Raw genomic sequence first — 21,407 nt, 5'->3', positions numbered from 1 at the left:
TCCCGTGCTCATCAAGGACCTCGCCGAACGCGCCGGCGTGAGCGTGAAGGCCGTGCGCTACTACGAGTCGCGCGGCCTCATCACGCCGGAGCGGGCGGCCAACGGCTACCGGGAGTACGACGACGCGGACGTGCTCGTCGTACGCGAGATCCGCGCCCTGCTCTCGCTCGGCCTCACCGCCGACGAGACCGTGCCGTTCGTCGAGTGCCTGCGGGCAGGCAACGAGCGGGCGGACGTGTGCCCGTCGTCGCTGGACGCCTACCGGCTGCGGATCGCCGAGATCGACCGGCGGATCGAGGAGCTGAGCCGGCTGCGCGGCGAGCTGTCCGGGCTGTTGCACGACGCCGAGACCTACCCGAACCGAGAGGAGAAATGATGAGCCTGCAGGAGATCACCGATGCCGACTTCGCGGCGGAGGTGCTGACGTCCGACGTACCCGTCCTGGTCGAGTGGTGGGCAGAGTGGTGCGGTCCGTGCCGCCAGCTCGCGCCGGTGCTGGAGAAGCTCGACGAGGAGCGCGGCGAGGCGCTGCGCGTGGTACGGATCAACCAGGACGAGCAGCCGTTGCGGGCCGCGGAGCACCGGGTGCTCGGCCTGCCGACCATGATCCTGTTCCGCGACGGAGCGCCCGTCCTCCAGCTCGCGGGCGCGCGGACGAAGGCGTCGATCGAGCGCTCGATCGACGCGGCGCTGGAATAGCCGCCAGTGGCCCGGCCTTGAGGTGGACATGACTCTTCACGGTGAGTACGAGCCCAGCAGCCAGAAATGGGTCCGCGACCAGGTCGCGGCGTACGAGGCGTCCGGCGGCCGCGAGGCCAACACGCTCCAGGGCGGCAAGGACCCGATCGTGGTGATCACCTCGGTCGGCGCGAAGTCCGGCAAGCTCCGCAAGAACCCGGTCATGCGGGTCGAGAAGGACGGCGTGTACGCAGCGATCGCGTCCAAGGGCGGCGCGCCGGAGAACCCGAGCTGGTACGCCAACTTCGTCGCGAACCCGCTCGTCGAGCTGCAGGACGGACCCGAGCCGAAGGCCTACACGGTGCGCGTCGCCGAGGGCGCGGAGCGCCAGGAGTGGTGGGACCACGCCGTCGCGACCTGGCCGACCTACGCGTCGTACCAGGAGAAGACGGACCGCGAGATCCCGGTGTTCCTGCTGGAGCCCGTCGCCGCCTGAGGTTGGACGACGAAACTCGCGCTGGGACGAGGAAGCTTCCTCGTCCAGGGGCGAGTTTCACCGGTCGGCCGGTGAAACTCGCCGGTCAGCTGTTGGCGATGGTCACGGCGAGGCCGCACAGGTGGCCGAGCCGCATGACCTCCGAGTCGGCGAACTCCGGTCCGCCGCGGCGACCGACGACGACGATCTCGTTGCCGTCGAGGCGCGCGGCCGCGAACAGGGTGACCTCGTCCTCGGGAGACTCGAGCCGGGTCGGCGACTCGATCTCGAGGAACTCGAACTCGTCCGGCGCGGCGCTGGTGCCGTAGACGACGCCCTTCGCGCGGTGCACCCGCGCGGCCCAGTCGACGCGGAAGGTCGCGGGCAGGACGTCGATCAGCTTGTCGAAGGCGTCGTCGGGGGACGCGGTGAGCTCCTCGACGGCCTCGAGGTCCAGCATCAGGTTGCCGCCGGCCGGGTAGCGGCTCACGAACAGCACCTCGACCCCGTCGAGCGCGTTGCACGCCGAGACGACGGAGTCGGGCATCATCCCCTGCTCGAGCTCGAGCAGCACGTCGTCGACGGCAGTGCCGTCGTCGACACGGTGCTCGACGATCTCGATCGCGTCGATGTCGCCGCCTGCCATACCGATCGCCGTCGCGACGCGACCCAGCGACCCGGGGACGTCGGGCAGCAGCACGCGGAGCAGGAATGGCATGGTCTCGACACTAACCCGCCCAGGTTTCGGGCCGGTTGCGGGCCCACCGGTTGAGCCGGGCCGTGCGGATCACCGGGCCAGGCGGTGCCGCAGGCCGGTCGCGCGCTGCGCGGTGGTCGTCACCGCAGCGCGTACGGCGGCCTCCGAGCCCACCACGAGCAGGGTCTCGCGCGCCCGGGTCACCGCCGTGTAGAACAGCTCGCGGCTGAGCAGGCGCGAGCCCTCCTCCGGCAGCAGTACGGCGATCCGGGTGGCCTGGCTGCCCTGGCTCTTGTGGATCGTCATGGCGTGCATGGTCTCGATCGCGTCGAGGCGGGCCGGGGCGAACGGGCGGGGTGCGCCGGCGCCCGCGATCCACGCCCGGGGCCGGCCCGACGAGTCGGTGACGACGACACCCGTCTCGCCGTTGTAGACGTCGAGGGCGTAGTCGTTGCTGGTGACCAGGAGCGGCCGCCCGGCGTACCAGGCCGAACCGAGGGGCGCGCCGATCTCGGCCGCGAGCCACTGCTCGACGTGGCGGTTCCACACCCGCACGCCGTAGGGCCCGTCGCGGTGGGCGCAGAGCAGGCGGAAGCCCTCGATCTCCGCCAGCGCCGCCTCGGGTCCCTCGTCGACCGCGGCCGAGCGCACCCGCAGCGCGGCGGCGGTGCACTCGTCCTGCAGTGCGGCGACCGGGTCGTCGGTCTCGACCCACCGCACCTCGCCGGTCCCGGCCCGGAGCACCTCGAGCACCCGGTCGGCCGCGTCCGGCGAGTCGTCACGCAGGGCCGCGGCGAGGCTCTTGATCTCCTCGGTGGAGCGGTGGTTCTCGGTGAGGGCGACGACCGGGGAGTCCGGGTGGGGCGCGAACCCGGCGACCAGGTCGGACAGCACCGCGCCCGCACCGACAGACGTGAGCTGACGCGGGTCGCCGACCAGCACCAGCCGGCCGTCGGGGCGGACCGCCTCGAGCAGCCGGGCCATCATGGTCAGGTCGACCATCGACGCCTCGTCGACGACGACCAGGTCGTACTTCAACCGGTTGCCGCGGTCGTGGCGGAACCGGGTGGTGTTGTCGGGACGCCAGCCCAGCAGCCGGTGGAGGGTCATCGCCTCGGGCGGTGCGACCTGGTGGTCGGCGTCGCCCAGCGCGCCGAGGGCGACCAGCTCCTCCTTCACCGCCTCCTGCAGGCGGGTCGCCGCCTTGCCCGTCGGCGCGGCCAGTGCGATCGACATCCGCCGGTCCTGTGCGAGCGCGAACTGGTCGGCCAGCGCCAGCACCAGTCGCGCGACCGTGGTGGTCTTGCCGGTGCCCGGGCCACCGGTGAGGACAGTGGTGCGGTGCCGCGCCGCATGACGTACGGCGGCCGCCTGCTCCTCGCTCAGGTGCTCACCGCTGACCCGCGACATCGTCGCCGTGAGCACCGCCTCGTCGACGGCCGGCGGACCGAGGTCGATCCGCGCCGTCAGGTCGTCGGCGACCTGCCGCTCGAGCCGGTGGTAGCGGTCGAGGTAGACCAGGTCGTGCTCGACGTGCAGCACCTCGGTCGCGACCAGCGCGGAGGACCCGATCGCCGCGACCCAGTCGCCACGGTCCGGCCAGGCCAGGCCGGTGCCGTCGAGGTCGGGCAGCGCGTCGAGGTCGAGACCGACCGACCCGCCACGGACCGAGCGGACCGCGAGGGCGGCGGCGAGCAGCACCCGCTCGTCGTCCTCGCCCGCGAGCGCGGCCACCCGCTCGGCCACCCGGACGTCGGCCGCGTCCACCACGCCGGAGGCGTTGAAGGAGCCCAGCAGTCCGTCGACCCGGAGCGCCAGGCGAGGGTCGTGGGGAGAGGTCGGCTCGAAGATCTCGGTCATGACCTACTTCCTCCCGTCCAGCAGGTCGGACAGCGCCACCACGAGCTCGACCGGCGGCTGCCAGGTGAAGATGCCGCACGGGTTGCCGTCGACCCGCGGCGTCTCCGAGCCGCACATGCCGCGCAGGTAGAGGTAGGCGACCCCGCCGAGATGACGCGCCGGGTCGTAGCCCGGCTGGCGCCAGCGCAGGAACCGGTGCAGCACGACGGCGTACAGCAGCGCCTGGAGCGGGTAGTCGGAGTGCCCCATCGCCTCGTCCAGCGCACTCGGCCGATAGGAGCCCGCCGTCAGCGGGTCGTCGGCCGGCCCGAGCCAGTTGGTCTTGTAGTCGATGACGACGTAGCGCGGGTCGCCGCCCCCGCCGCCAGCCGACGGCAGCCGGAGGACCACGTCGATCGAGCCGGTGAGGTAGCCGCGCAGCACCTGCCCGCCGAGCAGCGGGTTGTCGAGCGCGTCGGCGTACGCACGCACCGGGTCGCCCTCCGGCAGGTGCTTGCGCAGCAGGGCGGCGATGTCGCCGAGCAGCACCTCGTCACTCGACCGCGCCTGGTGGATCGGGTGGTCGCCGCCCGACAGCGGCAGCTCGAAGTCGAGCTCGCAGAGCCGGTCCGTGGTGCCGACGGCGCGCAACGTGGTCTCGTCCATCAGCGGCCCGAGCGGGGTGTCGAGCACCGCGACCAGCGCGTCGGCGAGCTCCTCCGGCTCGAGCGCCACGGGCCACCAGGTCAGCTGCTCCTCGATGTGACCGAGCAGCTCGGCACGCAGGTCACCCACCGTCGGGTCGGTGTGCTCGAGCACGGCGTGGACCAGCGATCCGAAGGTCGCGCCGACGGGCAGCCCCGCCATCGGGGACAGTACGGCGAGCGCCGGGTCGGGCGCGGCGGTCTCGACGACCGGCGGCAGGTCCTCGTCGTCCTTCGGCTCCACCTCGGGCTCGCTGCCGACGCCGGGTGCCGGGGTGCCGAGGTCGACATGGCTCAGCGCCGAGTAGGACGTGCGCCGCCAACCGGTGTCGACGGACCGGGTGAAGGCCCGGGCGCTCAGCTCGACCGGCGGCTCCGGCGGCAGCGGGGGCAGGGCGGCCGCGGGCTCGGCGACCTCGGGCACGAACGCACCCCGGTCGCGCCAGGTCGCGAACAGCCGGGTCGCCGCCTCCTCGTCGGGCACCGCCGGGTCGACCGGGACCACACCGCTCAGGCCCTCACCGTCAGCGGCCGGACCGCGCAGCAGGAGGCGGTGGAGCGGCGAGGCCTCGGCGTTGCGGGTCGGCGCCCACCAGGCGACGACCTGGCTCTGCGCGCGGGTGAGGGCGACGTAGAGCAGCCGCAGCCACTCGCCGTTCTCCTCCTCGCGCCAACGGCGCTGGTGGTCGGCCCAGTCCGGCCCGGCGTTGGCGACGTCGAGGCAGCGGCGCCCGGATGCGTCGTGGAACAGCGGCTTGTCGGGCTTGCCGACCCAGCGGTCGGCGAGCGAGGGCAGGTAGACGACGGGGTACTGCAGGCCCTTGCTGGCGTGGATCGTCACCAGCTGGACCGCGTCGGCGTCGGAGTCGAGGCGGCGGGTCCGCTCGGCACCGCGGCCCTCGCGCGCCTCGAGCACCTGTTGGCGCAGCCAGGCGAGCAGGGCGACGGCGCCCATCTGCTCGCGCAGCGCGGCCTCGTGGAGCACCTCGCCGATGTGGCGCAGGTCGGTGAGGGTGCGCTCGCCCCCGACCTGGCCGAGAAGCCGCTCGGGCATGCCGCCCGAGGTCGCGGCCTCGACGACGGCCGCCACGCCGCGCCGGCCGAGCGCCTCGGACCAGGACCGGAGCCGGTCACCGAGGTCGTCGCTGAGGTCGTCTCCGCCGGCGTCGAGGGTCGCGGCGTCGTAGCCCAGGAAGGAGGTGAGCGCCGCGGCCCGCACCCGCGGGGTGCGGTGGGGCTGCTCGAGCGCCTCGAGCAGGGACAGCCACTCGACGGCGGCGGGGGTCGCGAAGACGCTGCCGCCGCCGGCGATGACGGCCGCGACGCCGACCTCGAGCAGGGCGGCCCGCGCGGCGGCCAGGTCGGCATGGCGGTAGCAGATGACCGCGATGTCGTCGGGGCGCAGCTCACGGTCCTCGAACGTCGCACCGCTGGTGATCAGCGCCCGGATGTCGTGGGCGAGGTCGCGGGCGATGTGGGGCCGGACCTGGTTGACCGGCAGCGCGGTCCCGCCCCGCTTGCGGAAGGTCTCGCGCCGCACCACCCGCAGCCGGAACGGCGCCGGCCTCGGCGCCCCGGCCAGCCGTGACTCCTGGTGGTGGGCCTGCACGTCGTGGACGACGATCCGCGGGTCGCCCAGCTCGGCGCCGCCGAGAAGCCGGCCGAACCCGGCGATCAGGCCGGCGTCGCTGCGCCGGTTGACCGCGAGGGTCTGGCGGGTGGTGGCGGTCTCCGCCGCCGTGAGGTACGTCGTCACGTCGCCCCCGCGGAAGGCGTAGATCGCCTGCTTGGGGTCGCCGATCAGCACCATCGTGGCGTGGCCGCTGAACGCCCGGTCGAAGACCTTCCACTGCACCGGGTCGGTGTCTTGGAACTCGTCGACCAGCACGATCCGCCACCGCGCCCGCATCCGCGCCCGGGCCGGGGAGTCAGGCGACTCGAGCGCGTCGGCGAGCTGGTCGAGCAGGTCGTCGTAGGACAGCACCCCGAGCCGGCGCTTGCGCCGCTCGATCTCCTGGCGCACGGCCGTGGCGAACGCGACGCGTCGCCCTGCCGGGTCCTCGCGAGGCAGGCCGGCGGGCTCGAGGTCGGCCTGCGGGTCGCCCACGACGCGGCGCGCGATGGCGAGCGCCTCGGTGTGGGTGAACGCCGGTGCGGTGCCGGCGGGCAGCTGCGCGAACGCCCGCAGGTAGAGGTCGTCGACGACCTCGACCAGCATGTCGTCGAGGTCCTCGACCAGGCGGGCGCGGGCGTCGGTGTCTCCCGCGACGCCGAGCGACTCGAGCACCAGCGAGCAGAACTGGTGGATGGTGGCGATGGTCGCCGCGTCGAAGTCGGCCAGCGCCTGGCTGACCCGGCGGTGCCTGGTCCGGAGCTCGTCGGGCGGGCCGTCGAGGAGCTGTTCGATCACCTCGGTCGGCGGGCTCGCCAGGGTCCCGGCCAGCGCGGCCTCGGCCTCGACCAGCTGGCGGCGTACCTGCTCGCGCAGCTCCTGGCTCGCCGCCCGGCCGAAGGTGACGACGAGCAGCTGCTCGAGCGGCACGCCCTCCTCGGCGACGTAGCGGGTCACGAGCGCGCCGATGGTCCAGGTCTTGCCGGTGCCGGCGCTGGCCTCGAGCAGGGTGGTGCCGGTCGGCAACGGCCCGCGGATGTCGAAGGGGCTCATGCTCGTCGAGTCCGATCCGGCGGAAGGACCGGGGTCCCCGCGGCGTTGTTCGGGGGAGTGCAGCGGAGGAGAAGAACGGCGTGGGGTGGTCATAGGGGACCCACCTTCTCGGCGCCGGCGAGCAGAGGCTCCCACAACGTCCAGGCGTACGACGGCAGGCCGGCGTCGATCAGCACCGACACGGGCGCGTCGTGCCCCCAGATCCGGCGGTGCACGGCGTCGTCGTCCTCGCCGGTGATGCCGAACGGGTTGAACGGGTCGGTCCTCCAGGCGCGACCCGCGGCCTCGACCGGGTCGATGTCCATCCCGCGCAGCTCCTTTGCCCGCGCCTCGGCCCAGGCATGCGCGGTCTTGAGCGGGATCGGCAGCGGCCGCACGGCACCTTCGTCGTAGAGCGCCACGACGGCGCCCAGCCACTCGAGTGCGCGGTGGTCCAGCGGCCCGGCCAGCGCCCGCTGGGGTCCGCCCTTGGCGCGGGCGATCGCGTGGCTGCTCCAGTTCTCGTCGGGGTGGCTGGCGCTGAGGGCGACCACCCGCAACCACGACGCGATCCGCTGCTTGGGGCCGGGCCGGGAGTAGGTGACGTCGACGAGCTGGTTGCCGTGGATCCGGGGCACGGTGCCGGTGAGCCGGCGACCGCCCCCGAGGTCGACGTCGACGTCGACGCTGCGCGCAGGGGCGGCCCGCAGCGGCGCGCTCTGCTGGAGCAGGGCCTGGCAGTCGCGGACGACCTCGGCGAGCGCGCCGTGGCCGAGGCCGAAGGGGGGCAACGAGCCGCGCAGCTGCTCGGCGAGCATCACCGCCTCGCCGGTCGTGCCGGGGTCCTCGGAGGAGAGCACCGCGCGCAGCAGCCGGTCGCCGATCGCCCACTTCTCCAGGTTGTCGAGGTCGACGGGGATCGCGTCGGCGACCTCGCCGGGCTCGAACGGGGTGGCGACGTCCAGCCGGCCGCGCAGGAAGGTGCGGGCGGGGCGGAGCACGAAGTCGACGAGGTCGGCGAGGGACACGTCCTGCTGCGGGCGGGTCGTCAAGGGGCCCGACAGGAAGGACGGGACCGGCGTCCGCTCCCGCACCGACGCCCGCGCGCCGGCGAGCGAGGCGCGGTCGAAGCTGAACGGCTCGCTCCCGACCAGCTCGCCGGGGACGTGGTTGCGCGGGTCGAAGCCCTGCAACGGATGGCGTACGACGACCCGGTCACGCACCGGCGCCGCGGCCGTGCGGTCAAGGGCGTCGAGCAGCTCACCGAGCGGCACGGCCGGCGGCCGCTCCTGGCCGGTGTGCTCGGCGGCGCCGGTGTAGGTGACCACCAGCCGCTCGCCGGCCGCGAGGATCGCGTCGAGCAGCAGCTGGCGGTCCTCACCACGCAGGTCGCGCTCGCCGACCCGCGGCCGGCGGCCGAGGACGTCGTCGCCGTTGACCCCGCTGGTGCGCGGGAAGACGCCGTCGTCGAGCCCGACCAGGCACACCACCCGGTGGGGCACCGACCGCATCGGCACCATCGTGCAGACGGTCAGGGTGCCGGTGCGGAAGTTGGCGCGCGTCGGCCGTCCGGCCAGCCGGGCCTGCAGCAGCGCACGCACGTCGGCGAGTCGCAGTGGGACGCCCGTGTTGTCAGCGTCGCTCTCGTCGGCACTGGCCCGGGCCCGCGCGAGCTCGCGCTCGAACTGCGGCAGCTGCCACGCGTCGTCGTCCTCGACCTCGCACAGGTCGCGCACACCCTCGGTGAGGGCCGCGAACCACTGCTCGGCAGCGGTCGCGGCGTCGAGCGCGCCGAGGCAGGCGCCGAGCCGAGCGACCGCCTCGCTCATCCGGCCGACCAGCTCGATCTCACCGCTGGCGATGTCGTCGACCGGCAGCCCGCGACCGACGTGGCGGTGCTCGTCGTCGCTCATCGCGACGCCCAGCAGCAGCCGGTCGAGCCCGGCCCGCCAGGTGTTGTGCTCGAACCCGTCCATGGCGTACGCCGCCCGCTGGGTCGCGTCGATCCCCCACCTCACGCCGGCCTCGGCGACCCACCGGGTCATCCGCGCGAGGTCGTCGTCGGTGAACCCGAACCGGCGCCGGCACACCGGCCGGGCCAGCAGGTCGAGCACCTGGGACGCCGTCGCCCGGCCGCCCGCGAGCTCGACGAGCACGACCGCGACGGCGAGGAGCGGGTTGGTGCTGGTGCTGGCACGGTCGGCGAGGCGGACCCGCAGCTGGTGGGCGGGGTGCAGTCCGGCGTCACCCGGGCCGCCCGGGCCGTCACCGATCAGCTCGCCCATGCCGAAGCCGGCGGAGATCAGCGGCGCGTACGTCTCGACGTCGGGGCACATCACGACGATGTCGCGCGGCTCGAGGGTCGGGTCGTCCTCGAGCAGGCCGACGAGCAGCTCGCGCAGCACCTCGACCTGCCGCGCCGGACCGTGGCAGGCGTGCACCTGCAGCGAGCGGTCCTCGGCCCTCAGCACGCGGCCGGCCCGCTCCTCGGCGGACAGGGCCAGGTTGGCCCGGAGGTCGGACTGCAGCCAGCCGAGCAGGTCGTCGGGAGCCTCGGGGTCGGGCGCCGCACCTGAGTCGGAGGCCTCCCCCGTCCGCACCCGTGCACCCAGCACCGTCGCCAGCTCGCGGGCGTCGCGCCCGAGCGAGGCCAGCAGCGGATGGTGCGCCAGCTCGGCGGAGGTGGACCCGTCGCGCGGCCCCGGCTCGATCCCGGCCTCGGCCACCGCAGCCCACAGCGCGGCCGACGGCTGGGCGAGCCACAGGTGCACGTCGCGGTGGGAGGCCAGTGCCACGAGCAGGTCGATCTCGGTCTCGGGCAGCCGGGTGTGGCCGAACAGCGACAGCCGGTCGGGCAGGTCCAGGCCGGCGACCTCACCGGCCCGCAGCGCCGCGCACACGCGGTCGTGGCGTACGTCGGGCGCCTCGTCGTGCCCCGCCGCGGCCATCCGCGCGAGCAACCGGCGCCACAGCTCGGCCTCCCACACCAGGTCCGGCGCCAGCACCGACCCGGCCCCGTCGGTGTCGCGGCCCTCGCGCCAGTCGCGGACCAGCGCGGGACGCTGGACGGCGTACGACGCGAACAGCTCCGCGAGCCGTCGCGCCACCGACCACCGGCGGCTGCGGCGCAGCTCGCCCTCCTCGCCGTCGAGGCCGTGACCGAGGTGGGTCGCCAGGGTCGCGCACCACGGCTCGTCGAGCGAGTCGTCGATGGTCGCCAGCAGCGGCCAGACCAGGCGATCGGGATGCCACGGGTCGTCACGGTCGCGGCCGAGCAGCATGCCGACCAGCGACGCGGGCTGCAGGAAGCGGACCCCCGCGCACACGCCGTCACCGCCCGACGGTCCGGCACCGAGACGGTGCGAGAGACGTTGGGTGAGCCACCGCTCGACGCCCTTCGCCGGCACCACCACGACCTCGCTGGCGAACGGGTCGGCCAGCGGGCTCGCCAACAGCGCGCCGAGCTCGTCGGCGAGCAGGTCGGTCCGCGCGGCGCGGTGCAGGTGGAGGGTCATCGCGGCCGAGGCTACTGAGGGGGTCCGGCAGAACCCGACGGAGTCCCCAGCACCGCCCGCCCGATCCGCAGCAGCCCGTCGCGCTGGCCGTCCTCGTCGAGCGCCAGGCGCAGCCGCATCGAGTTGACGACCGACTGCGCCGCACGCACGAGCGCGTGGGCGTCCGAGCGCGACAGCTCAGGGCGGCAGGCCACGAGCAGCACGACCCACTCGTCGACGTAGTCCTGCTGCATCCGCCGGATCGGCGCCCGCTCGTCCTCGGGCACGTGGACCAGCTCGGTGAACAGCGCGGCAAGCGCGTCCCCCTGCGCGACGTTGATCCGCACCAGCGACGCCAGCGCCTTCTCCAGCGCCTCGGCCGGGTCGCTGGTGGCGGACAGGACGCCCGCCAGGTCGAACTGCATCGCGTCGAGGCACCGGGTGATGGCATGCACGAGCACTGCGGACTTGCGCGGGAAGTGGTGGTAGAGCGTCGGACCCGAGATCCCCGCCGCGGCGCCGATGTCGTCCATGCCGACGGCGTGGAAGCCGCGCTCGGCGAAGAGGCGTACGGCGGCCGAGAGCGCCGCCTCGCGCCGCGACGCCGGCCGCAGCCCTTCCGCCGGGCCCACCGGCCGGCGTACGACGGCGCCACCGGTGCCGAGATCGCCCAGGTCCGCGACGGCGATGGCGGCCGCGACCATCAGCTCCTGAGCACGGTCCCGGTCGACCTTGGCCCGCTCGAACGCCCGTCCGGTCGTGAGCACCGCGTGCACCGCCCAGGCCGGCACCTCCCCGCCGACCGCCTGGCGCAACGGCTCGAGCGCTGCGAGGTAGCGCGCCTCCAGCTCCGCGGCCCGGTCCGGCTCGAGGAACACCTGCCCGCGCTGCCACACGCTGCCCGCCCGGTCCGGTCGCAGCAGCCGGGTCGCGGCGTGGTCGAGCAGACCGGACAGGTCGGCGGGACCGCCGTACGCCTGCTCGAGGAGCTCGATCTCCTGCTCGACCGCGGCGGCGAGAAGGCCCGTCTTTCCGCTGAAGTGGCGGTAGAGCGCGGAGGCGGAGACGCCCACCTCGGCGGCGATGTCGGCGACCGAGACGTCGTGGAAGCCGGCCCGCTCGAACTGCCGCGCGGCGGCAGCGACGATCAGCTGCTTGCGGTTGCGCGGGCGGCGCTGCGCGACGGCCTCGGGCATCAGGCCGGCAGCCGGTCGAGGTAGTCGACCATCGCCAGCCGCCCGCGCTCGATCGCGTCGTCGATGGCGGGAAGGTCGGCGCTGAGCCGCGACACGTCGGGCGAGCCGAGCGGCGGGCGCACCTCGACCAGGGTCGGTATGTCGGCCAGCGTGCCCGCGGCGAGGCGCAGGTCGTCGGCGGCGTACGACCGGAACCGGCCGACGTGGGCGGCCCCGGCGGCCCGGCCGTGTCGCAGGAAGTAGGGCGCCAGCAGCACCCGCTCCAGCCGCGAGGGCGGGACCGCCCGCTGGTCGGCGCGGCGGGTACGCAGCACCAGCACGTGGGTCGCGCCCTGGGCGAGCGCGGTGCGGTAGGGCACGCCCTCGGAGAGGCCGCCGTCGACATACCTCCGGTCGCCGACGCGGACCGGCCGACCCGCCAGCAGCGGGATGCAGGAGCTGGCCCGCAGGGCCGTCTGGGCGCTCAGCCGGTCGACGACGTACGGCGCCAGGTCGGCCTCCTTGCCCGTGGCGGCATCGGTCGCCATCGGGTGGAAGCGGATCGGGTTGGCCACGATCGCGTCGAAGTCCATCGGCGTGATCGACTCGTAGACGTGGTGGACCAGCCGGCGAAGGTCGACGACCGGGCCACCGCGGAAGACCCGCCGCGGATCGGTCACCCTGGCGGCCTGGACCTCGGGCCAGGCCCAGCTGCGCAGCCACCGCTGTGCCTCTCCGGTCAGCAGCCAGGCTCCGTTGAGGGCGCCGCCGGAGGTGCCGTAGACGTCGTCGAAGCAGTCGGTCAGCCCGGCTTCGTCGATGGCAAGCGCCATGCCGGCCGAGTACGCCGCCCGGCTGCCGCCGCCCTCGATGGCCAGCGCGATCTGGAACTCGTCGGCGCGCTGCCCCGGCCGGCTGCCGGACGCGCGCCGCGCGGCGAGGGCTTCGAGCAGGGTCGTCACCGGGGTCCCCGCGGAGTTGTGCGGCGGAGGAGCGCAGCGGGGGAGCCGCAGAACTTCGTGGGGTGGTTCATGCGGGGAGCTCTCTCACCACCCGGGCCGGGTTGCCGACCGCCAGCACGCCGGCGGGCAGGTCGCGGGTGACGACCGAGCCGGCGCCGACGACGGTGTCGGCGCCGATGCTGACACCGGGACAGACGATCACCCCGCCGCCGAGCCACACGTTGTCGCCGATCGTGATCGGGGCGGCGTTCTCCCACTTGTCGCGCCGCAGCCCGGCCTCGAGCGGGTGCAGCGGCGTGAGCAGCTGCACGTTGGGCCCGATCTGCACGTCGTCGCCGATGGTGATGTCGACGACGTCGAGGGCGATCAGGCCGAAGTTGACGAACACCCCCGAACCCACCCGGATCTGGCTGCCGTAGTCGACGCGCAGCGGCGGGCGGATCGCGCTGTCCTCGCCGAGGGAGCCGAGCAGCTCGCGCAGGATCTCGGTACGACGCGCGCGCTCGTGGATCCCCGTCGCGTTGTAGGCCTCGGTGAGCTCCTGGGCCCGGACGTGGTCCGCGACCAGCTCGGGGTCGTCGGCGAGGTAGAGCTCGCCGGCGAGCATCCGCTCCTTCGTCGAGCGGGTGTCGTCCACGGCGCTCACCACTCGTGCTCGTCGGTGTGGTGCCGGCGGCCGTCGGCTTCGCTGATCTCGCCCTCGAGGGCCGCCCGCGCCTCCGGCTTCCCATGGAAGCGCCGGTAGGAGTAGACGAGCAGGCCGAGCGCGATCGCGCACGACAGCAGCAGCGTGACGCCGGTCCACACGCCGCCGGGCAGCCACCACTTCTCGTCGATCGGCCACCAGTCCGGCATGTCCGGGTCGAGCAGCCAGACCATGCCGAAGACGCCGATCCCGAGGGCGCCGATGGTCGAGGCGATGATCCGCGGCCAGGTCTCGACGCCCTCCGCGGCCGCGCGCAGGGCGCGGAGCAGGACGGGGTCGAGGAGCCGCTCGGCCCAGGTGTACTGCTGCGACAGGACCGCGAGCCCGGCCGCCATGAGCAGCAGCCCGGGGCCGGGAAGCACGATCGCCGCGATGCCGGCGAGCAGCAGGACCCAGCCGAGGACCTCCAGCAGGATCCGCTTGGCGGCGCCGGTCACCGTCCGCCTCCGAACCTGTCGAGCCACGCGAGCACGTCCTCGTCGGCGTTGCCGTGCGCGGCAGCGATCCGGGCCCACTTCTGTGCCATGGCGTGGAAGCGCAGCGGGTTGTAGACGTCCTCCTCGCGGGAGAAGAGCCCGTCGCCGGCGTACGTCATGATCGTGATGTTGGGCTCGGTCAGCATCGTCCCGTCGCCGGGGTCGGGCATCGGGTTGAGGACCTCGCAGACCAGCCGGTTCTGCGCGGCATCGACGACCTGCCAGGTGATCGGGAACTCGGGCATCACCCGTCCCGGGTAGGACGTCATGGTGCGCACCGACCACGCACGGATCTCGTCGCGGCCGCGGAAGGTGCCCATCGCGTGCTCGACGTACTCCGCGTCGGGGGTGAACAGGTCCGCGTAGCCGTCCCAGCTCCCGGTCTTGGCGAAGTCGGCGACCTGCTCGTGGAAGGCGGCGTACGCCTCGGTGATCTCCGCAGACGTGAACGAGGGGGCTGCGCTCATGGTCCGATCCAATCAGGTCCCGCCCAACGGGGCACGGGATCAGTCCCCGGAGCCCTCGAACCGCCAGTCGCCGCGGACCCGGGACAGCACGCCGTCGATCGACCCGTTGTAGTCCTCGACGACCGCCGCGACCCGGTAGGCGCGGTCGGGGCTCGGCGCGCGCTTGAGCTCCTCCTGGTCGATCACCACGCCGTAGCAGTCGTGGGGACCGGCGGCCCATTCCGGGATCGGCGCGATCGGCTGCGAGGGTCCCCAGCTGCGGGCGGTCAGCGGCGCCGTGGACCAGGTGGGCACGCACGCGGCGTCCTCGTCGGGGTTGCCGGTGACCCGGATCGCCTCGTCGCCGGCGACGGCCAGCGCGTCGACCGTCGGGTTGGCCAGCGGGAGGTGCACCACCTCGAACGCCTTCGCTCCCTGCCGCCACAGCAGCGAGCGCTCACCGCCGCGCGCGACGAGCAGGTGGGCGCTGGTCTGGGAGAGCGGCTCGTACGCCGGCCGCTCGACGACCTGCGCGACCCACTCGCTGCCCTCCGCGCTGGCGACCACCACGCCGGTCGAGGGCGGCGGCGCGTCGTCGTACTCGTCACCCCAGGCGGAGCCCGCGGGCCAGCACTGGACGAGGTGGAGGACGTCGGTGGCGCCGTAGATCGTCTCGGAGCGGGCGGCGTGGCACTCCTGGCCGGCGGGAGCCCGGGCCACCTGCTTCGGCTCGGTCCACGCGGTGCTGCCGGCGGACCGGCGCTGGACGACGACCCGGCGCAGGTCCGGTGACCCCACGGCGACGGACGAGTCGTCGTCCAGGTCGGTGATCTGCATCGGCAGGCCGACCGCGGGGTCGATGGAGGCCAGTCCTCCCTCGCCGGTCGCGCCGCCCGGCTGGTCGTCGGTCCAGGTGTCGCCGGTGCGGGTGAAGGTGACGACCTGGTCGATGGCGCGGTTGTAGAAGGACACCGACGCGGTCCCTGCCTCGATGTCCTCGGCGTAGCAGCCGTCCTGGCCGCGGGCCGGGGTGGCGGCGACCACGGCGAGCTCGGTGCGACGCGGGCGGGCGGCCCACAGCTCGAAGGTGCAGCCGTCCGCCCCCTGCCGTCCCACCACCGTCACCAGGCTGCCGTCGGCCAGCAGCCTCACGTCCGGCGCCCGGTGCACCCCGCCCGTCGCAGCCGGCGGTCCGGTCAGCCGCACCCGCTGCCATCCCTCGTCGTCTCCGCGCCACACCGCGAACGCGGGCACCTCGTCGTCGGTGGCGACCGCGGCGAAGGTCCCGTCCGCGTCGATCATCGGCGCCGCGGTGACGTCCTCGACGAGGTCGCAGGTGAGGTCGTGGCAGATCGCCGCGTCGCTGCGGACGAAGCTGTCGTGCTCGTCGTCGTCCGCCTGCCACCAGTCGATGGCGACGACCGCGGCGTCACCGCCCACCACGATCGTGGAGCCACCCGTGTCGAGGTCCGAGCCCTGTGCGACCGTCTGTGGCTCGGTCCATCCCTCACCACCGCGCTCGCGCCACTGTGCGACGTACCTGTCGCCGCCGTCGCTGATGACGAGCTCGTGCCCGTCGGCCAGGGTGGCCCGCGCGGGGTCGGCGGGCCCCGACCGGACGAGCTCGTCGCCGTACGTCCCGCCCGTGCACGCCGTCAGAGCGAGGGCGGGCACGACAGCAGCGGCGATCCTTCTCCCGAGACCCACCCGCCTCATCCTAGGAGTCACTACGCTTCGGCCCATGCCGCGCGGGACCGCCTCTCGACGACGCAGCCCGTTCGGCTCGCGCGTCCTCGGCCCGCGCGACCAGGAGCCCCGGCAGCTCCGGGTCCGGATCCAGGTGCTGCTGACCGTGCTCCTGGTCGGCACCAACCTGATCGGCGCGCTCGTCGTGTTCGTCATCAACACCTGGGCGATCCCGTCGCCCGGTCCCAACCGCGAGATGGTGATCGCGTTGGCGATCGCGATCCCGACCTACGTGTTCGTGGCTGCGGCGATCGGTGCCGTGTGGGGTACGACGACCTCGCTGCGCGCCCTGCGCTGGGCCACCCAGCCGGGCGTCGACCCGGACCGCACCCAGCGTGCCCGGGCGCTGCGGGTGCCGCTGACGCTGACGGTCATGCAGCTGGTGATGTGGCTGGTCGGGACGCTGCTGTTCACGATGCTCACGGTCCTCCTGCAGCCCTCGCGCACCCTCGGCACAGCACTCACCGTCAGCATCGGCGGGGTCGTGGTGGCCGGCATCTCCTACCTGTTCACGGAGTTCTCACTACGACCGATCGCGGCGCGGGCGCTGAGCGACGTCCGGGTCACCGAGAGGATGCGCGGCGTCGGTGTCGGCCCCCGGATGGCGATCTTCTGGACGCTCGGCACCGGCGCGCCGGTCGTCGGCCTCCTCATCGCCGCGATCCTCGCCCTCACGCCCGCCGGCTCGGACGCGACGCTCACCCAACTCGCCGTCGTGACGATCATCGTGTGCGGGATCGTGCTGCTGTTCGGCTTCCTGCTCACCGATCTCAACGCCCGGTCGGTCGTCGCGCCCCTCCTGTCGGTGCGCGACGCGATGCAGGAGGTCGAGAAGGGCCGGCTCGACGCCGACGTGGTGGTGTACGACGGCACCGAGCTCGGCCAGCTGCAGAGCGGCTTCAACTCCATGGTCCACGGGCTGCGGGACCGCGAGCAGATCCGCGACCTGTTCGGCCGGCACGTCGGCCAGGAGGTCGCGGCGGCCGCGGCGGCCCTGGGCGCCGGCGAGATCGAGCTCGGCGGTGAGACCCGGGAGTGCTCCGTGCTCTTCGTCGACCTCATCGGGTCCACGACGTACGCCACCCAGCACGGGCCGACCGAGGTGGTCGCCGTACTCAACCGGTTCTTCGGGGTCGTCGTCGACGAGGTCGACCGTCACCACGGGCTGGTCAACAAGTTCATCGGCGACGCGGTGCTCGCGATCTTCGGCGCCCCGGTCGAGCTCGACGACCACGCCACCGCGGCGCTCGCCGCGGCCCGCGCCGCCGCAGCGCGGCTGGCCGTCGAGGTGCCCGAAGTGGGTGCCGGGATCGGCGTCGCCACCGGCCAGGTCGTCGCGGGCAACGTCGGGCACGAGCAGCGCTTCGAGTACACCGTGATCGGCGATGCCGTGAACTCCGCCGCCCGGCTCACCGACCTCGCCAAGGACGTGCCCGGCGGCGTACTCGCCTCCTGGGACTCGGTCGCCGCCGCCGACCCGGCCGAGGCGGCCCACTGGATCGGGCACGGCGAGATCGTGCTCCGCGGGCGGAGCGAGCCGACCCGGCTGGCGATCCAGCGCTTGTAACTAAGTGTTACGCGCCAGAAAGCGGTGCAACAGCGCCCAGGTAGTAGCCACAACGCCCGGGTGGCTGGTAGCAACCCTTGGCTCGATGGCAGTCGCGCGCCGAGCAACACCTCCGAGTACCCAGCAGACATCTACCTCGGCGCTGCGACCGCTACCCGGGCGCTGGTGCAGCCAGAAACGTGCTGTAACACTTAGTTACAAGTCACGCCAGCGCGCCCAGCGCCTGACCGATCACGACGAGCAGCTTGGCCGGTTCGAGGTCGACCTCGGTGGGTACGGCGGTCAGCTGGGCGTCGCGCTGCAACACCGCCAGCCCGTGCACGGTCGCCCAGCCGATGGTGACCAGCTCCTCCGTCGGCACCGACGCTGCCCACCCGTCCGCCTGGGCCGCCCGGACGAGGTCGAGCAGCAGGGCCCGGTGGGCGAGCCGGACGTCGCAGAGTGCGGCGTCGTCGGCGTGCAGCAGCTCGGGGCGGAACATCACGTCGAACATCGTCGGCTGGCGGGCGGCGAACTCGACGTACGCGACTCCGGCGGCGGTGACCTGTTGACCACCCGCAACCGGGACGTCGACGACGGCCGAGCGGGTCGACGACAGCAAGAGCTCGAAGCCCTCGACGGCGAGCGCGGTGAACAGGCCTGCCCGGTCCTCGAAGTGGTGGGCGGTCGCCTGGTGGGAGACCCCGACCCGGCGGGCGATCGCGCGCAGGCTGGCCTTGGCCGGTCCGCAGGCCGCGATCTCCTGCTCCGCGGCTCGGATCAGCCGCTGCCGCAGGTCGACCTGCCTCATGATCATCCCCCGAGTCACCGAGTCCGCTGCGGCCACCACAGCCGCCTGCCCAGCAACGTAGCGAGTGCGGGCACGAGGAGCGAGCGCACGACGAAGGTGTCGAGCAGCAGCCCCACGGCGATGGTGAACCCGACCTGCCCGATCGTGGTCACCCGGCCGGCGAGCAGCGCCATCATCGAGACCGCGAAGATCACGCCGGCCGACGTGATCACTCCCCCCGTCGCGGCGGTCGCGCGCGCGATCCCCAGGGCCGAGCCGTCGGGCGCCTCCTCGTGCATCCGCTTGGTCAGCAGCAGGTTGTAGTCGGCGCCGACGGCGACGAGCACGACGAACGCGACGGCGGCGACGGTCCAGTCGAGCTGGATGCCCAGCCCGTACTGCCACACCAGCACCGAGAGGCCGATCGCGGCGACGTACGACAGCACGACCGTGGCCATCAGCGCGAACGCCGCGACCAGGCTGCGCAGCAGCAGCAGGAGCACGAGGAAGACCGCCACCAGCGCGAGGCTCGCGATCACCTCGAGGTCGGACATCGAGTAGTCGCGCAGGTCGGCGTTCGTGCTCGCCATCCCGGTGGTGAGGACCTCGGCGTCGTCGAGACGGGTGCCGTTGAGGGAGGTCTCCACGGTGGCACGGATGTCCTCGACCCGGTCGGAGGCCTCGGGACCGAAGGCGTCGGTCGAGCCGAGTACGGCGAGGCGCGCCGTCCGGCCGTCGGGCGAGAGGTAGAGCCGCATGGCCGCGGCGAAGTCCTGGTCCTGCAGGGCGGTCGGCGGCAGGTAGAAGCCACCGCTGACCGGGTCGTCGGCCGCCGTGCGCGTCTCGCGGAGGTGGCGTGCGGCTGCCGCGAGGCCGTGCTCGAGCTCGGGCAGCGAGGCCGCGACCTGCCGGGTGCCGCCGTACAGGCGGTCGGCCCCCGCCGCGAGCTCGTCGACACCGGCGGAGAGGTCGCCGAGCCGGTCGGCGAAGACCTTCTGGCCGTCGGCGAGCTGGCGGCTGCCGTTGCGGGCCTTCGCCATCCCGGCCCGCAGCTGTTGGAGGCCGGACTGAAGGTCGCCGCTGCCGGTGGCCAGTGCCCGGGCACCCTTCGCGGCCTGGCGCAGGCCAGGCAGCAGCTGGTCGCGCTCGGCCTCCCAGATCTGCTTGAGCCCGGTCCGGGCCTGCCGGCAGGCCGGGTCGAGACCGCAGGTGAGGCTCTTGGTGGCCAGCGCGTCGTGAACCAGCCCGAGACCGTCGACGGCGACCTGCACCTGGTCCGCGGCGGTGTCCAGACCGTCGGCGAGACCGGCCGCGCCCGTGCGCAGGTCGCCCGTCCCGGTGATCGCGGCGTCGGCGCCGTCGAGCAGCTTGGTCATGCCGGAGGTGAGCCGGCCCGTCGAGGCGGCGATCCGGTCGGCACCGGTCACGGCCTTGCCGGCCCCGTCGGCGAGCCGGCCGGCCCCGTCGTCGAGCTGCCCGGCACCGTCCGCCAGCTGCTCGGCACCGCTGGTGCCCTCGGCGACCTTGCCCTGCGCCTTGCCGAGCTCGTCCCCGACCAGCCCGGCCTGGTGGGCGACCGACGCCTCCGTGATCGGTACGCCGAGCGGCCGGGTGACCCCGCGCACCAGGGCCACTCCGTCGTGCTGGGCCACTGCGGCCGAGGCGCGCTCGAGCACGGCGAGGTCCTTGCTGGTGCGCAGGTCGTGGTCGGCACGGATGAGCACGTAGTCGGGGAGCACCTCGTTGACGGGGAAGTGCCGTCCCAACAGGGCATACCCGGCGTTGCTCTCCGCGTCCTCGGGGAGCGGGTCGCGCACGTCGTACGACAGGTCGGTGAGGGGGAACACCGCGGCCAGCAGGGCGAGCGGGACGAGTGAGGCGACGAACGTACGCGCGGGGTGCGCGGCCACGACGCCGGCGACGCGCTCCCACACTCCCGAGGCCTTCGACTCGCGCGGCTCGGCCCAGCCGCGCCGGCCGGCGAGGGCGAGCAGCGCCGGGGTGAGGGTGAGGCTGACCAGCAGGTTGACCGCGATGCTGACGGCGACCGCGGGGCCGGTGGTGTTGAAGAAGCCGAGGTCGGCCAGTGCCATCGCGAGGGTGGCGAGGACGACGGTGACGGCGGAGCCGGCGATGACCGAGCCGACCCGGGTCGCGGCGATCGCGGCCGCCCGCCCAGGCTCGACGCCGAGACGGCGCTGCTCGTGGTAGCGCGCCACCAGGAAGACGGCGTAGTCGGTGCCGGCGCCGAGCACGATCGCGGTGAGGAAGGAGCCGCTGAACGTTGAGACCGCGAAGAGATCCTGCAGCCCGCACCACGCGACCACCGCCCGGCCGAGCCCGAGGCCCAGCCCGACGACGGTGAGGATGAGGACCGGGACCACGAGCGAGCGGTAGATCAGGAACAGGATCAGCGCGATCAGGCCGATGGTGACCACGGTGATCCGCACGACGCTGTGCTCGGTCTCGGTCGCGAGGTCCACGACGGTCGCGGTGGGCCCGGTGACCTGGACGGTGAGCCCGTCCGGCGCACCGGCCCGGGCGATGTCGCGCACCGCGGCGACCTGGCGCAGCGACGCGGGCGCGCCGGTCGCGCCGGTGATGCCGACCAGCAGGTAGCGCGCCTGCCCGTCGTCGCTGGTCAACGCCCTGCGCAGCGCGGGGTCCCGGATGTCCTGGACGAACGCGACGTCGCCCTTGTCCTCGGCGAGCCCGCCGACCAGGCCCTCGGCGTACGCCCGGTCCGCCTTGGTCAGGCCCGAAGTCCGCTCCATCGCCACCACGATGAAGCTCTCGGCGTCGCCGTTGCTGAACTCCTGGTTCATCAGCTCGACGGCGCGCATCGACGGCGCGTCCTTCGGCACCATCGGCGAAGAGTCGCGCCCGGCGATCTCCTCGAGCTGCGGTACCGCCACGTTCATCACGACCGTGACGGCCAGCCACGCGAGCACCACCCACCCGGCCCGTCGTACGGCGAAGCGGGCGTAGCGCGCGACCTGGTCGCTGTGAGGGGGCACCCACGGAAAGTA

Annotated in this window: 16 protein-coding genes; 4 read left to right on the top strand and 12 right to left on the bottom strand. The window is 73.7% G+C overall.

Features of this window, described 5'->3' with window-relative positions:
- Positions 1-4 precede the first annotated feature (4 nt).
- From FBY23_RS04035 to FBY23_RS04025, 3 genes are read left to right on the top strand one after another with little or no spacing between them, the layout of a single operon-like run.
- A complete protein-coding gene (locus FBY23_RS04035; RefSeq protein WP_141796974.1) occupies positions 5-376 on the top strand; it encodes a MerR family transcriptional regulator in 372 nt (123 codons plus the stop codon).
- The gene (gene trxA, locus FBY23_RS04030; protein ID WP_260805728.1) at positions 376-699 is read left to right on the top strand and encodes a thioredoxin; all 324 of its coding nucleotides are present in this window, start codon (positions 376-378) and stop codon (positions 697-699) included. The genes FBY23_RS04035 and trxA overlap by 1 nt, the downstream gene beginning before the upstream one ends.
- A gap of 28 nt (positions 700-727) precedes the next feature.
- Positions 728-1,174, top strand: a complete 447-nt coding sequence (locus FBY23_RS04025; RefSeq protein WP_141796972.1) for a nitroreductase family deazaflavin-dependent oxidoreductase — start codon at positions 728-730, stop codon at positions 1,172-1,174.
- An 85-nt stretch (positions 1,175-1,259) separates the two neighbouring features.
- Here the strand turns inward: FBY23_RS04025 and FBY23_RS04020 are convergent, their stop codons facing one another.
- The 10 genes from FBY23_RS04020 to FBY23_RS03975 all read right to left on the bottom strand — a co-directional run bounded on the left by FBY23_RS04020 (position 1,260) and on the right by FBY23_RS03975 (position 15,970).
- On the bottom strand, positions 1,260-1,871 hold the full coding sequence (locus tag FBY23_RS04020) for an ACT domain-containing protein (protein WP_141796971.1): 612 nt from the start codon (positions 1,869-1,871) through the stop codon (positions 1,260-1,262).
- A gap of 69 nt (positions 1,872-1,940) precedes the next feature.
- On the bottom strand, positions 1,941-3,710 hold the full coding sequence (recD, locus tag FBY23_RS04015) for an exodeoxyribonuclease V subunit alpha (RefSeq protein WP_141796970.1): 1,770 nt from the start codon (positions 3,708-3,710) through the stop codon (positions 1,941-1,943).
- 3 nt (positions 3,711-3,713) lie between these two features.
- Positions 3,714-7,058: a UvrD-helicase domain-containing protein gene (locus FBY23_RS04010; protein ID WP_141796969.1), complete on the bottom strand. Its 3,345-nt coding sequence runs from the start codon at positions 7,056-7,058 to the stop codon at positions 3,714-3,716.
- Positions 7,059-7,147: 89 nt separating this feature from the next.
- Positions 7,148-10,552, bottom strand: coding sequence for an exodeoxyribonuclease V subunit gamma (recC, locus tag FBY23_RS04005; protein ID WP_141796968.1), 3,405 nt, complete (start codon positions 10,550-10,552; stop codon positions 7,148-7,150).
- 11 nt (positions 10,553-10,563) lie between these two features.
- Positions 10,564-11,727 (bottom strand): TetR/AcrR family transcriptional regulator, encoded by a 1,164-nt coding sequence (locus tag FBY23_RS04000; RefSeq protein ID WP_141796967.1) that lies wholly within the window; start codon positions 11,725-11,727, stop codon positions 10,564-10,566.
- Positions 11,727-12,668, bottom strand: a complete 942-nt coding sequence (locus tag FBY23_RS03995; protein ID WP_141796966.1) for a patatin family protein — start codon at positions 12,666-12,668, stop codon at positions 11,727-11,729. Before FBY23_RS03995 ends, FBY23_RS04000 begins: the two co-directional genes overlap by 1 nt.
- 67 nt (positions 12,669-12,735) lie before the next feature.
- The gene (locus FBY23_RS03990) at positions 12,736-13,314 is read right to left on the bottom strand and encodes a sugar O-acetyltransferase (protein ID WP_313901088.1); all 579 of its coding nucleotides are present in this window, start codon (positions 13,312-13,314) and stop codon (positions 12,736-12,738) included.
- Entirely contained in the window at positions 13,311-13,811 is a 501-nt protein-coding gene (locus FBY23_RS03985) for a PGPGW domain-containing protein (RefSeq protein WP_141796965.1), read from the bottom strand. Before FBY23_RS03985 ends, FBY23_RS03990 begins: the two co-directional genes overlap by 4 nt.
- Complete coding sequence (locus FBY23_RS03980) at positions 13,808-14,317, bottom strand: nuclear transport factor 2 family protein (RefSeq protein ID WP_141796964.1); 510 nt, start codon at positions 14,315-14,317, stop codon at positions 13,808-13,810. Before FBY23_RS03980 ends, FBY23_RS03985 begins: the two co-directional genes overlap by 4 nt.
- 39 nt (positions 14,318-14,356) lie before the next feature.
- Positions 14,357-15,970 carry a hypothetical protein gene (locus FBY23_RS03975; RefSeq protein WP_141796963.1) on the bottom strand — a complete coding sequence of 538 codons (1,614 nt, stop codon included), beginning with the start codon at positions 15,968-15,970 and terminating at the stop codon, positions 14,357-14,359.
- A gap of 67 nt (positions 15,971-16,037) precedes the next feature.
- Here FBY23_RS03975 and FBY23_RS03970 point away from each other — a divergent pair, with 67 nt between their 5' ends.
- Positions 16,038-17,609 carry an adenylate/guanylate cyclase domain-containing protein gene (locus FBY23_RS03970; protein ID WP_141796962.1) on the top strand — a complete coding sequence of 524 codons (1,572 nt, stop codon included), beginning with the start codon at positions 16,038-16,040 and terminating at the stop codon, positions 17,607-17,609.
- A 202-nt stretch (positions 17,610-17,811) separates the two neighbouring features.
- Here FBY23_RS03970 and FBY23_RS03965 read toward each other — a convergent pair whose 3' ends face one another.
- Both FBY23_RS03965 and FBY23_RS03960 read right to left on the bottom strand, forming a co-directional pair.
- Positions 17,812-18,399 carry a TetR/AcrR family transcriptional regulator gene (locus tag FBY23_RS03965; RefSeq protein ID WP_186348218.1) on the bottom strand — a complete coding sequence of 196 codons (588 nt, stop codon included), beginning with the start codon at positions 18,397-18,399 and terminating at the stop codon, positions 17,812-17,814.
- Between the two features lie 14 nt (positions 18,400-18,413).
- Positions 18,414-21,395, bottom strand: coding sequence for an MMPL family transporter (locus FBY23_RS03960; RefSeq protein WP_222117718.1), 2,982 nt, complete (start codon positions 21,393-21,395; stop codon positions 18,414-18,416).
- Positions 21,396-21,407: the final 12 nt, after the last annotated feature.

Source organism: Nocardioides sp. SLBN-35 (genome assembly GCF_006715725.1).
Lineage (GTDB): Bacteria > Actinomycetota > Actinomycetes > Propionibacteriales > Nocardioidaceae > Nocardioides.
This window is presented reverse-complemented; position numbering and strand designations above follow the sequence as displayed.